The following is a 12197-nucleotide window of genomic DNA, read 5'->3' as shown; positions in this document are numbered from 1 at the left end:
GGTGCTGCTGGTGGGGGCGGGGCTGCTCATCCGGAGCTTCGGCGCGCTGCAGGAAGTCAAGCCCGGCTTCGACGCGACGGACGTGCACGTGCTGCGGCTGTCCTTGCCGGAGGGCCGCTACGGCGAGCCGGAGGCGGTGGAGCGCTTCCTGCGCCAGGTGGAGGAGCGGGTGCGCGCGCTGCCCGGCGTGGTGGAGGTGGGCTCCACGCCCACGCTGCCGATGGAGATGGGCTCCAGCATGGGCTTCGCCATCGAGGGCAAGTACGAGGGCCGCGAGGACGGCCCCGGGGTGGGCTTCGGCCAGTACCGGCCGGTGTCGCCGGGCTACGCGCGCACGCTGGGGCTGGGGCTGGTGAGAGGGCGGTGGCTGGAGGAGACGGACACGTCGCGCTCGGCGCCGGTGGTGGTCATCAACGAGGCGGCCGCGCGCAAGTACTGGCCGGGCGAGGACCCCGTGGGCAAGTCCATCCGGGTGGCGCACTCGGTGCCGTCGCTCCGGGACGACACGCCGCGCCGGGTGGTGGGCGTGGTGCGCGACGTGCGTGAGCGGGGGTTGGACCAGGAGGCGCCCGCGGTGCTGTACGTGCCGACGGGGCAGGTGACGCGCAGGCTCAACGAGCTGCTCGTGCGGATGTTGCCGCGCAACCTGGTGGTGAAGTCGCCCGGGAGCCACGCGGCGGTGGTGGCGTCCGTGCAGAAGGAGCTGTGGGCGGTGGACCCGCGGCAGCCGGTGTCGGAGACGCTGATGCTGGACGCGCACGTGGCGCGCACGCTGGGCTCCGAGCGCTTCAACATGGTGCTGCTGGGGTTGATGGCGGCGCTGGCGCTGGGGCTCGCGGCCGTGGGCATCTACGGCGTGCTGTCGTACCTGGTGAGCCAGCGCACGCGGGAGATGGGCGTGCGCCTGGCGCTGGGGGCCACGCGCGGCGAGGTGGTGCGGCTGGTGTTCCTCCAGGGCCTGGGCTCGGTGGGCGCGGGCGTGGGCCTGGGCTTCGTGGGCGCGCTGGCGCTGACGCGGGTGGTGTCCGGGCTGGTGCACGGGGTGAGCGCGTTGGACCCGTGGGCCTTCCTCCTCGCGCCCCTGGCGCTGCTCGCCGTGGGCCTCGTCGCCACGTGGCTGCCCGCGCGCAGGGCCTCGCGCGTGGACCCCATCATCGCGCTCCGGTACGACTGAGCGGGCAGGGCAGGGCCCTCCTCCGGATGACAGCCCCACGCCAACAGCAGGCACAACGGTGACAACACCCGGCGCACCGGGCGGCACGAAATGAATGACATGTCAGGGACTCCCCGGGAGGGAAGGAATGGCTCCGCACGGGAGCCCCTGGATTCAAGGGCGGACTTCGCGCGCCGGCAGATGGGGTGACTAGGCCCCCGTGCCCGCGAGGTCCTGGAGGACCTGCCACCGGGTGTAGAGCCGGTCCACCTCGGCGACGGCGGCGTCCAGCTCCTTCTGGACCTCCGCCACCTTGCCGCTCTTGCTGTAGATGGTCGGGTCGGCCAGCTGCGCCTCCAGCTCCGCCTTGCGCGTCTCGGCCGCTTCAATCGCGGCCTCCATGCCGTCCAGCTCGCGCTGGTCCTTGTAGGAGAGCTTGCCCGGCTTCTTCGCGGCCTTCGGCGCGGGGGCGGGGGCGACGGGCTCGACCTTCTTGGGCGCGGCCTTGGCGGCCTCCGCGGCGGCCATGGCGTCCGACTGCTCCTTGAGCCGCCGGTACATCGTGTAGTTGCCCTCGTAGCGCGTGACGCGGCCGTTGCCGTCGAACGTCACGATGCTCGTGGCCACCTTGTCGAGGAAGTACCGGTCGTGCGTCACGAGCAGCGTGCTGCCCCCGAAGTCCAGCAGCAGCCGCTCCAGCACGTTGAGCGTGACGATGTCCAGGTCGTTCGTCGGCTCGTCCAGCACCAGCACGTTGGCGCCCTCCAGGAACAGCCGCGCCAGCAGCAGCCGGTTGCGCTCGCCGCCCGACAGCGCCTTCACCCGCATCCGCTGCATGGGCACCGGGAAGAGCAGGTCGTCCAGGTAGTCGCGCAGCGCGACCTTCTGGTCCCCCAGGTCCACCCAGTCCTCGCCCTGCGAGGCCGCGTCGTACACCGTCATCTCGGGGTCCAGCTGCGCCCGGTTCTGGTCGTAGTACGCCACCTTCGTGTTCTTCCCGATGACGAGCTTGCCGCCGTCCGGGGGCAGCTCGCCCAACAGCACGCGCAGGAAGGTCGTCTTGCCCACGCCGTTGGGGCCGACCAGGCCCACGCGCTCACCGCGCTGCAGCCGGAAGTCCACGCCGTCGAGCACCTTGCGCTCGCCGAAGGCCTTCGTCAGCCCCTCGGACTCGATGACGGTGTGGCCCAGCCGGGGCGCGGCGATGACCCGCAGGTCCGCCACCTTGGGGCGCTGGAAGCCCTTCTCCGCCATCAGCTTCTGCGCCCGCTCGATGCGCGCCTTGCTCTTGGTGCGCCGCGCCTCGGGGCCGCGGCGCAGCCACGCCACTTCCTGGGCAATCCACCGCTCGCGCTTGTGCTGGGCGACCTCGGCGTTCTCCTGCGCCACCAGCTTCTGCTCCAGGTACGCCTGGTAGTTGCCCGGATACGACGTGACGCCCGCGCCCGGCTGGATCTCGACGATGCGGTCCACCAGCCCGTCCAGGAAGTAGCGGTCGTGCGTGACGAGCAGCAGCGCCCCGGGCAGCTTGTCCAGCTCCTCCTCCAGCCAGTCCACCGTGTCCGCGTCCAGGTGGTTGGTGGGCTCGTCGAGCAGCAGCATGTCCGGACGCGTGAGCAGCGCCCGGGCGATGGCCACGCGCTTGCGAAGACCGCCCGACAGCTGCGCCACCGGCCGGTCCCAGTCCTTCACGCCCAGCCGGTCCAGCAGCGTCTTCGCGTGGTGCTCGGTGTCCCAGCCGCCCAGCTGCTCGATGCGGTCCGACAGCGCGGCCAGCTGCTCCATCAGCTTCTCGTGCGCCTCCGGGGGCGAGGACTCCAGCTTCTTCGCCAGCTCCGCCTGGGCCGCCAGCGCCTCGCGCAGCGGGCCCTGGGCCACGGACAGCTCGGAGGCCACCGTGGCGCCCTCCGCGAACTCCGGCTCCTGGGGCAGGTAGGTGACGCGGGCGCCCCGGCGCAGCTGCAGCTCGCCCGTGTCCGGCTTCGCCGCGCCCGCCAATATCTTCATCAGCGACGTCTTGCCCGAGCCGTTGACGCCGACCAGGCCCACCCGCTCACCTTCTTCGATGGTGACGGTGAGCCCTTCGAACACGGTGCGGCTGCCGAAGCTGAGCTGGACGTTGGCGGCACGGAGCAGCGTCACGGTGAGTCTCCCGAAAAGGCGAAAGGCGCCCCTCACTGAAGAGGAGCGCCTTCCTTACAACCTGGACGCCTGGGAGGCGCGGACTACTTGCGCGCCGCCTGCTCGGCCGCGAGCTTCTCCTTGTACGCGGCCATCAGGGCCTCGGACTCGTTGCGCGGCACCGGCGTGTACTTGGCGAACTCCATCGTGAACTCGCCCTTGCCCTGCGTCGCGGAGCGAAGGTCCGTGGAGTAGCCGAACATCGTGTTCAGCGGAACCTCGGCCACCGCCGTCACGTAGCCCTCGGCGGTCTCCGTGGAGAGGATGGTGCCGCGGCGCTGGTTGAGCTGGCCGACGACGGAGCCCTGGAAGTCCTCGGGCGCCGTGACCTCCACCTTCATCATCGGCTCGAGGATGATGGGCTTGGCGGCGGCGTAGCCCTCGCGGAAGCCCATGATGGCGGCCGTCTTGAACGCCATTTCGGACGAGTCGACCGCGTGGAACGCGCCGTCGTTGATGACCACGCGCACCCCGACGACGGGGAAGCCGATGAGGCTGCCCTTCTTGACGGCCTCGGCGAAGCCCTTGTCGCACGCGGGGATGAACTCGCGCGGAATCGAGCCACCGACGATGTCATCCACGAACTCGTACTGCTGCACCGCGTCCGAGGGCAGCGGCTCGATGTAGCCGCACACGCGCGCGAACTGACCGGAACCACCGGTCTGCTTCTTGTGCGTGTAGGCGAACTCGCCCTTCTGGCTGATGGTCTCGCGGTACGCCACCTGCGGCTTGCCGGCCTTCACCTCGCACTGGTACTCGCGCTTCATGCGCTCGATGTAGATCTCCAGGTGCAGCTCACCCATGCCGCGGATGATGGTCTGCCCGGACTCCTCATCGCGGTGCACGCGGAAGGTGGGGTCTTCCTTCGTGAAGCGGTTGAGCGCCTTGGAGAAGTTCTGCAGCGCCGAGCGGTCCTTGGGCTCCACGGCGAGCGAAATCACCGCGTCCGGGACGTGCATGGACGTCATCGTGTAGTTCACCGAGCCGTCGGTGAACGTGTCGCCGGAGGCGCACTCGATGCCGAACAGCGCGACGATGTCGCCGGCCGTCGCGTCGTTGATGTCGTTCATCTGGCTGGAGTGCATGCGCACGATGCGCGGCACCTTGACCTTCTTCTGGTTCACCTGGTTGACGATGAAGTCGCCCTTGGTGACGCGGCCCTGGTAGACGCGCATGTACGTCAGCTGCCCGTAGCGGCCGTCCTCCAGCTTGAACGCCAGACCGACGAAGGGCTTCTCCGGGTCCGACTCGAGGATGACCTCCGCCTCGTTGTTCTTCTGGTCCAGCGCCTTGTTGGTCGCCTCCTTGGGGTTCGGGAGGAAGTTACACACGGCGTTGAGCAGCAGCTGCACGCCCTTGTTCTTGTAGGCGGAGCCACACATCACGGGCGTCATCTTCAGGCCGATGGTGGCCCGGCGGACGGCGGCGATGATGGCGTCGTTCGGGATGGCGGCGTCCGACAGGAACAGCTCGCCCAACTGGTCGTCGACCTCGGCCACGCCCTCGATCATCTGCTGGCGGCGCTCCTTCGCGTCCTCCAGCATGTTCGCGGGGATCTCCTCCTCGCGGATCTTCTCGCCGTTCTCACCGTCGAAGTAGAACGCCTTCATCTGGATGAGGTCGATCAGACCCTCGAAGCGGTCCTCGCCGCCGATGGGCAGCTGCAGCTTGACGGGGTGGTGCGACAGCTTCTCCTTCAGCTGCGCGGCCACGCGGTCATAGTTCGCGCCGGCGCGGTCCATCTTGTTGACGAACGCGATGCGCGGAACGCGGTAGCGCTTCATCTGCCGGTCGACCGTGATCGACTGCGACTGCACGCCGGACACCGAGCAGAGCACCAGGATGGCGCCGTCCAGCACGCGCAGGGAGCGCTCCACCTCGATGGTGAAGTCCACGTGTCCCGGCGTGTCGATGAGGTTGATGTTGAAGTCGCCCCACATCGCGTACGTCGCGGCCGACTGGATGGTGATGCCCTTCTCACGCTCCAGGTCCATCGAGTCCATGATCGCGCCCACGCCGTCCTTGCCGCGGACCTCGTGGATCTCATGGATCTTGCCCGTATAGAACAGGATGCGCTCGGAGAGCGTCGTCTTGCCCGAGTCGATGTGGGCGGAGATACCGATGTTACGAATCTTCTCGATGGGTGCGTTGGCGGCCACGATCCGGTCCTTCTTTTCTTGAATGTGCCTGACGGAACAGAGCAGGCGGGGCCCTTACTTCCCACGGGACTTGGTTTCCAGCCAAATCCGCATGACGGTGGAGTCCAATACTCCTACCTTGTCCTACGGTCTGGGCCCTACCTTATATAAGAGGCGGCTTGGACTCTCGCTGTCGAGAGACTGTCACCGAATTCTTCCGAGGGTTTCTGAACCATGAGCGCGAGCGAAAACTTCTCCGTGGCCCGGGCCTGGCTGGCCGCCTTCAATGCGCATGACGTGGAGGGGCTGGTGGCGCTGTACGCCGAGGACTGCACGCACACCTCGCCCAAGATCAGGGTCCTGCACCCGGAGACGGGCGGGAAGCTGGTGGGCAGGCCCGCCCTGGCGAAGTGGTGGCGGGAGGCCAACGCCCGGCTGCCTGGCCTGCGCTACGAGGAGACGGCGCTGACGGCGGACGGCGAGCGCGTCTTCATGGAGTACCTGCGGCACGCGCCCGGCGAGGAGCCCATGCCGGTGGCGGAGGTGCTGGAGGTGAAGGGGGGACGCATCGTGGCCTCTCGCGTGTACCACGGCTGAAGACCGGGATAGGGTGACCGCATGGCGACGAACCCCAGCGCCTTCGACAAGGACTTCGGCTACCTGCTCCCGTTCCTGGACAAGGTGGCCGCCGCGGCGGCGGGCCTCGAGGACCCCCAGGCCCGCGAGGAGCTGACGCGGCTGATGGCGGAGGAGAAGGTCCGCTGGGAGCGCGCGCGGGAGCTGTTGCGCGGCGCCAGCGGCAAGGGCGGCGGGCGCTCCGACGCGGGCGAGTCCCCCGAGTCCTCGCTGGCCCGGGCCTCGGCGGATGACGTCCACCGCGCGGCGCCGGGCCCGTCGGGGCTCACCGTGGGCAGCCTGAAGGGGGCTGGCGCGGCGCCGAAGTCCCAGCGCCGCTGAGCGCGCTCAGGCGAGGCCGCGCTTGAGCCGGTCCATCGCGTCGAAGGTGGCCGACTTGTAGGCCTCCGACAGCGTCGGGTAGTTGAAGCACGTCTCCAGGAAGAGCCGCGCGGTGGAGCCGGTGAGCATGGCCACCAGGCCGATGTGCACCAGCTCCGAGGCCTGCTCGCCGAGCACGTGCACGCCCAGCAGCTTGAGGCTCTCGCGGTGGAAGAGCAGCTTCAGGAGGCCGTGCGTCTCGCCGATGATCTGCCCGCGCGGGTTTGTGGCGAAGCGCGCGCGGCCGGCCACGTAGGGGATGCCCTTGGCGCGCAGGCCCTCCTCCGTCTCGCCCGCCGTGGAGACCTCGGGGATGGTGTAGATGCCGTAGGGCAGCACGGTGGCGATGGCCAGGGGGCCCCCCAGGCAGAAGGCGTGCTCCACCGCGACGCGCGCCTGGTCCATGGAGGTGGAGGCCAGGGCGGGGAAGCCGATGACGTCTCCCACCGCGTAGATGTGCGGCACCGCGGTCTGGAAGCCCGGGCCCACCTCCACCTGTCCCCGGGAGCCCAGCTTCACGCCCAGCTCGGAGAGCCCCAGGCCGTCCGTGTTCGCCGAGCGGCCCGAGGCCACCAGCACCTGGTCCGCGGAGACCTCTTCACCCGAGGACAGCGTCAGGCGGATGGGGACCTCGCACGCGGCGGGCACGTCCACCTTCTCCACCGTCTGGCCGAAGCGCAGGCGGATGCCGAGCGCCTCCATGCGCTGGGCGAGCAGCGCGGAGAACTCGTCGTCGAGGAAGGACAGGAGCTCCTGCTTCACCTCCACCAGCGTCACGGGGATGCCGAGCGCGGCGAACATGCACGCGTACTCACAGCCGATGACGCCGCCGCCCACCACGACGAGGGATTTGGGCAGCTGGCCGATCTCCAGCACCTCGTCCGAGTCGTGCACGCGCACGTCGCCGAAGGGGTACAGCGGAGGCCGGTAGGGCTTGGAGCCGGTGGCGACGAGGATGAAGGCGCCGGTGAGGCGCACGTCGTCGGCGTCCGCGCGGCGCACCACGACGGTGTGCTCGTCCAGGAGCGTGCCGTTGCCCTGGAACACCTGGATGCCGTGGCGCTCCAGGTTGTGGGCGATGCGCTCGCGCTCCATGCCCTTCACGCGGCGCTCGCGGTAGAGGAAGTCGGAGACGGTGGCCTCGTGGCGCAGCGTCGTCTCCACGCTGTAGAGGCCGCGCGCCTTGAGGCCGGACAGGTGCAGCGACGTCTCCCGCAGCGTCTTGGACGGCAGCGTCCCGGTGTTGGCCGCGGTTCCACCCAGCACGGGCTCACGCTCCACCACCGCCACGCGCTTGCCCGCCAGCGCCGCCTGCACCGCCCCCCACTCACCGGCCGGGCCGGAGCCAATCACCACCAGGTCGAAGTCCCTCATGGGACCCCAAACTACGCGACCCCACGCACCCTTTGAAGCGAACTCACCGTGTCAGGTGCTCCTCGAGGAAGAGAGCGGTCTGCCGCATCATCTCCCGAGCGCTCTCGACGTCGTCCGTCAGCTCGAAGCCGTGGTGGCCCTCGGGCAGCTCCAGCAGCGTGAGGGGCGCACCTCGCGTCCGGGCCTCCTTCACGAAGTCCTCGAGCGCGGCGTTGAGCGCCGGCGCGTCCTGGCCCGCGCGCAGCACGAGCAGGGGCGGCACCTTCTTCGCGTTGGTGGCCTTCAGGGCAGAGAGCGGCGAGGGCCTCACGTCCGGCGCGTCGAGCAAGGGGTACCACGCCACCGCGCAGCGCAGCCAGGCGGGAGGCTCCTTGCGCAGCGCGGGCGACAGGCCCCAGAGCCCGCCCGCGGACATTGTCATCAGGCAGACGCGGCTCGCGTCGAGCTTCTCGGTGGCGGCCTGCTTGCGCACGAAGGCCAGCGCCGAGTCCAGGCGCTTCTGGAGGTCCGCGACGCGCGTGTACCACTGGGCGGGCTCCGCGCCGGTGGCCGGTGAGCCGAGCTCCACCAGGGCCACCGCGTAGCCGTGCGCGGCCACCCAGCGCGCCTGTCCGACGAAGGCGGGCAGGTCCCTCACGAAGGGCGTGAGGCCCGGGTGCATCATCCCGTGGGCCAGTACGACCACGGGGACGGGGCCCTGGGAGATGGCATCCGGGATGTAGAGGTCCAGCTTGTAGTCGCGGTTGCCCATGCGCGTGTACGTCAGTCCCCGGCGCACCTGGACCTCTTCCATGCCGGGGATGGTCAGGACGGGGCGGGCCTTGGCCCACTCGGGCACCGGCGTGTCCAGGGACGCGGGCAGCGCGGGCGCAAAGAACATGGGCGGGCCGTAGGAGGGCACCTCGCCGAAGCCCAGGTGCATGCGCAGCCACTGGGCGCGGTCCCTTCGCGCGGCGTCACCCAGCTCATGCGCGCCTTCGTAGAACCGGGCGAGCTTGGGCTCGGTGCCCGCGTCGATGAAGGCGCGGACCTGCTCGGGCGTGACCCACGGGTCCGAGCGGCCGTACTGGAAGAGCAGGGCGCGGGGACTCGCGGCACCGACACCGACCACGCCGTCGAGGGCCGCCATCTTCCGGGCGAACACGGCGAAGTCCTGCTCGGACATCGCGTCGGCGAGCTTCTTCTCGTTCTCGCGCTCCAGCGTGAGGATGCTCTTGGAGTAGTCGCCCACGCCGTTCATCAGCACGAAGGCTCGCACGCGGGCTTCGACGCCGGCCAGCGCTCCACCCACCATGGCGCCCATGCTGTGGCCCACGAAGCCGAGCCGACTCCCGTCGACCTCGGGACGGCTGACGAGCAGGTCCACGCCGCGCCGCATGTCGAGCAGCGTCTGGAGGTGCGTGGGGTACAGCGCCGCGCCCCGGAGCGAGCCGCGCCAGGGCTCGGGCCGCACGTGCGGCGCATCGACGAGCAGCGACACCACGCCGGAGCGCGCGAGGGAGAGCGCCTCGTCGAGGAACTCGTTCTTCGAGCCCTGACCCCAGTGCAGGAACACGAGCCCCGCGAAGGGACCTGGGCCCGGTGGGGTGACGAGGAAGGCGGGGACGCGTCCGCCCTTGGGGCTGGCATAGGTCAGCTCCGTCACCGTGACGTCTCCGCGCTTCTGCTCGCGGACCTTCTTCACGTCGAGCGGCGCGGTGGCGTCATGCTTCGTCACCTCGCGCAACTCGGCGAGCAGCGTGGCCGGCTCCGGCGCGGGCGCGGCCGCGACGCGGAGCGTGATGAAGAGGGCCAGCAGGAGGACGCGCTGACACCACGACGAGGGGCGAGACCCGGACATGGAACGCCTCGACTGTGAGAGGGCCCCGTGAAGGGTGGGGCCCTCGCGAGTCTGAGCGCTCCTGGCGCGAGCGCAAGTCCTCAGGGGCGTGGGCCGTAGGTGGGGATGGGGGCGCCGACCTCCAGGGCGCCGAGGTCCGGGGCCGAGCCGGCGTATCCGTCCGTGATGTTGTCGAGCGGCGTACCGGCGTTCTCCACGGTGGAGCCCGCGCGAGGGCGCAGGTCGGGCGCGGCGTACAGCGTCATGGGGGACGCGGGGTAGGCGACCGTCGCCGCGAAGACCCCGAGGTCCACCTGGACGGCGTGTTTCTCGGTGGTGTTGGCGCGCAGGTCGTTCAGGGAGGTGATGCGGGTGCCGCCCCAGTTGACGTTGAAGGTGCCGGAGGTGGAGCCGAAGCCGTCGTGGTCCAGGTCGGCGTTCGCCGTGGTGAGCGAGGGGAGGTGGAGGACGCTGCCCTGGGCGCTGCCGCTGCTGTAGCCGTTGAACGTGCCTCCGGGCCCGCCGATGAACAGGTTGTTGCGCGCGAGGAGCCGGGCCACGGGCGTGGTCGCGGTGATACCGAAGGCGTCACCGTGCTTCACCACGGTGTTGTGCAGGAGCACGTCGCCCGAGCTGCCCCGGTAGAGTTTGAAGGCGATGTGCACCGCGTTGTAGACGGCGTTGCGGACGAAGTACGTCGGCCCGCCCAGGCTCGGCTGGGACGACAGCGCGATGAAGTTGTTGGTGAGGCGGTTGCCGACGATGCGGCAGTTGTGGGCGCAGAAGTCCGCCTCGACGCCGTCGTCCGCGTTGCCGATGAGGTCGTTGTCGAGCACGTCGATGCTGTACTGGTCCACCGCGGCGTCGTCCTCCATGAAGGAGATGCCGTCGCGGAAGCCGGTGACGCGGTTGTTCTGGATGACGTGTCCAGGCCCCGTGACGCAGATGCCCTCGCCCTGGTTGTTGCCATTGACGCCGAGCGAGGACTCCGCCCACGGGGTGATGCCCGTCACGACGTTGTCGGCGATGTACGCGTTCTCCGCGCGCAGGAAGGTGACGACCGCATCGCCGCCGTTCGCGGAGGTGGCGTTGATGGTGGAGCGGGTGAGGGAGAAGTTCTTCGTCCCGTTGAAGCGCAGGCGGCCGTTGATGGTGAGCCGGTCGAAGTGCACGTGGTTCTGATTGAACAGGTTGACGGGGCCGTTGATGACGGTGCCCGACGTGCCTCGCAGGACGATAGGCTTGCCCTCCGTGCCGCTGCGCGACCAGTCGAAGCCGGTGTACGTCCCGCTGCCGAACTCGAGCAGGTCTCCGGGCTGGGCGCTCGCGGCGACGCTGGCGAAGGTGGCGGGCGTCACGGCCTTGACGGGCGCGTTCGCCATGGGCGCCGGGACCGCGCGCGTGGTGGCCGTCGCGGTGCGCACGGCGCCGCCGCCATCCGGGTCGGCGAGCGTGAGCTCCAACTCGTACGTCGTCGCGGGCTGGAGCCCGAAGATGCTGCCGGAGTGTCGCTGGGCCCAGGAGAAGCCCTCGTTGCTCCCTGCGGGGATGCGGCGCAGGGGCAGGGCCTTGCGCCAGGTGCTGCTGCCCGCGGGGCGGAAGCGCACGGCGACGGTGCCGTTGGCGTTGGCGTCGCCGGTGAAGGCCCACTCCACCGTCAGGTGTCGCAGCGTCGGGAAGGGGAGGGTGACGGCGCCGGGGACGGTGGCGTCGGGGCCACCGCTCGGGCCTCCATCCGGAGAGGTACTCGTGCCGCCGTCCTCTTCGGGTGTGCCGCTGTCGGGTGCGCCAGCGTCCGGGGTGGGCACGGAGCCGTCGGAGGTGTTCGTCCCCGCGTCGGCTCGGGTGTCGTCGTCACCGCTGTCACCGCAGGCCACGCTGAGCAGCAGCGCGGCGGCACCACACCACGTCCGGAGGATGCGAGGGCTCATGCGCGGATTGTGCGCCGAGGGGCAGACATCCCGCGAGCTTGAGCGTGTCTATTCTGGTGACTCGGTACGTCCCGTGTAGCGCAGGCCCTCGCGGACCTCGTCATCGGTGAGGAGCCGGAAGGTGCCCTCGGGGATGTCGAGCTCGATGCCGCCCACGGCTTCACGGTGGAGGGCGCGCACGGGGAGGCCGACGACGCCGAGCATCCGCTTCACCTGGTGGTGACGGCCCTCGGTGAGGGTGACCTCCACGGTCTTCTCGTCGCGCACGCGGACGGTGGCGGGGCGGGCGGGGCCGTCGTCGAGGACCATGCCCTTGCGGAGCGGCTCCACGCGCTCGTCATCCGCGGTGCTGAAGACGGTGGCCACGTAGCGCTTGGGCAGCTGGGTGTCTGGGGACGTGGCGTGGGCGACGAGCTTGTCGTCATTGGTGAAGAGCAGCAGGCCCGTGGAGTCCACGTCGAGCCGGCCCACCGCGTGCCACGTGTAGCCGGCGAGCTCGGGAGGGAGCTGGCGCAGGAGGACCTCGAACACGGTGCCGGTGCGGTGCTGGGAGACGGTGGAGGACAGCACGCCCGCGGGCTTGTGGAACGCGAGCACCCGGGTGG

9 protein-coding genes are annotated in these 12197 nt (G+C 70.1%); 3 read left to right on the top strand and 6 right to left on the bottom strand.

Translation table 11 applies throughout. The features are described from left to right. Nucleotides 1-1174, top strand: a 1174-nt coding sequence (locus FL311_RS34500) for an FtsX-like permease family protein (protein ID WP_141331940.1), incomplete at its 5' end; no start/stop codon positions are given. A gap of 189 nt (nt 1175-1363) precedes the next feature. Here FL311_RS34500 and FL311_RS34495 read toward each other — a convergent pair. Next, the gene (locus tag FL311_RS34495) at nt 1364-3295 is read right to left on the bottom strand and encodes an ABC-F family ATP-binding cassette domain-containing protein (protein ID WP_141331939.1); all 1932 of its coding nucleotides are present in this window, start codon (nt 3293-3295) and stop codon (nt 1364-1366) included. An 83-nt stretch (nt 3296-3378) separates the two neighbouring features. Further along, a complete protein-coding gene (fusA, locus tag FL311_RS34490; RefSeq protein WP_141331938.1) occupies nt 3379-5493 on the bottom strand; it encodes an elongation factor G in 2115 nt (704 codons plus the stop codon). A 213-nt stretch (nt 5494-5706) separates the two neighbouring features. On the opposite strand from fusA, the gene FL311_RS34485 reads away from it, so the two are divergent. Together FL311_RS34485 and FL311_RS34480 are read left to right on the top strand one after the other, a co-directional pair. Further along, nucleotides 5707-6069 (top strand): nuclear transport factor 2 family protein, encoded by a 363-nt coding sequence (locus tag FL311_RS34485; protein WP_141331937.1) that lies wholly within the window; start codon nt 5707-5709, stop codon nt 6067-6069. A 21-nt stretch (nt 6070-6090) separates the two neighbouring features. Beyond that, nucleotides 6091-6429 carry a hypothetical protein gene (locus FL311_RS34480; RefSeq protein ID WP_141331936.1) on the top strand — a complete coding sequence of 113 codons (339 nt, stop codon included), beginning with the start codon at nt 6091-6093 and terminating at the stop codon, nt 6427-6429. A 6-nt stretch (nt 6430-6435) separates the two neighbouring features. Here the strand turns inward: FL311_RS34480 and sthA are convergent, their stop codons facing one another. The 4 genes from sthA to FL311_RS34460 form a co-directional block, all read right to left on the bottom strand. After that, entirely contained in the window at nt 6436-7842 is a 1407-nt protein-coding gene (sthA, locus tag FL311_RS34475) for a Si-specific NAD(P)(+) transhydrogenase (protein WP_141331935.1), read from the bottom strand. 43 nt (nt 7843-7885) lie between these two features. Continuing rightward, entirely contained in the window at nt 7886-9682 is a 1797-nt protein-coding gene (locus FL311_RS34470) for a dienelactone hydrolase family protein (protein WP_141331934.1), read from the bottom strand. An 80-nt stretch (nt 9683-9762) separates the two neighbouring features. Continuing rightward, nucleotides 9763-11592 carry a right-handed parallel beta-helix repeat-containing protein gene (locus FL311_RS34465; RefSeq protein WP_228557285.1) on the bottom strand — a complete coding sequence of 610 codons (1830 nt, stop codon included), beginning with the start codon at nt 11590-11592 and terminating at the stop codon, nt 9763-9765. Between the two features lie 48 nt (nt 11593-11640). Then, nucleotides 11641-12197 (bottom strand): pseudouridine synthase (locus tag FL311_RS34460; protein ID WP_141331933.1); only part of this gene is annotated, 557 nt, incomplete at its 5' end.

The organism is Myxococcus sp. AB025B, assembly GCF_006518215.1.
GTDB lineage: Bacteria > Myxococcota > Myxococcia > Myxococcales > Myxococcaceae > Myxococcus > Myxococcus fulvus.
Note: the sequence above shows the minus strand (reverse complement) of the source record. Positions and strands in the feature narration are given on the sequence as shown.

Coding starts and splice junctions, on each gene's coding strand:
- sthA (WP_141331935.1), bottom strand. CDS start 7,842: ATGAGGGACTTCGACCTGGTGGTGATTGGCTCCGGCCCGGCCGGTGAG.
- FL311_RS34480 (WP_141331936.1), top strand. CDS start 6,091: ATGGCGACGAACCCCAGCGCCTTCGACAAGGACTTCGGCTACCTGCTC.
- FL311_RS34485 (WP_141331937.1), top strand. CDS start 5,707: ATGAGCGCGAGCGAAAACTTCTCCGTGGCCCGGGCCTGGCTGGCCGCC.
- FL311_RS34465 (WP_228557285.1), bottom strand. CDS start 11,592: ATGAGCCCTCGCATCCTCCGGACGTGGTGTGGTGCCGCCGCGCTGCTG.
- FL311_RS34470 (WP_141331934.1), bottom strand. CDS start 9,682: ATGTCCGGGTCTCGCCCCTCGTCGTGGTGTCAGCGCGTCCTCCTGCTG.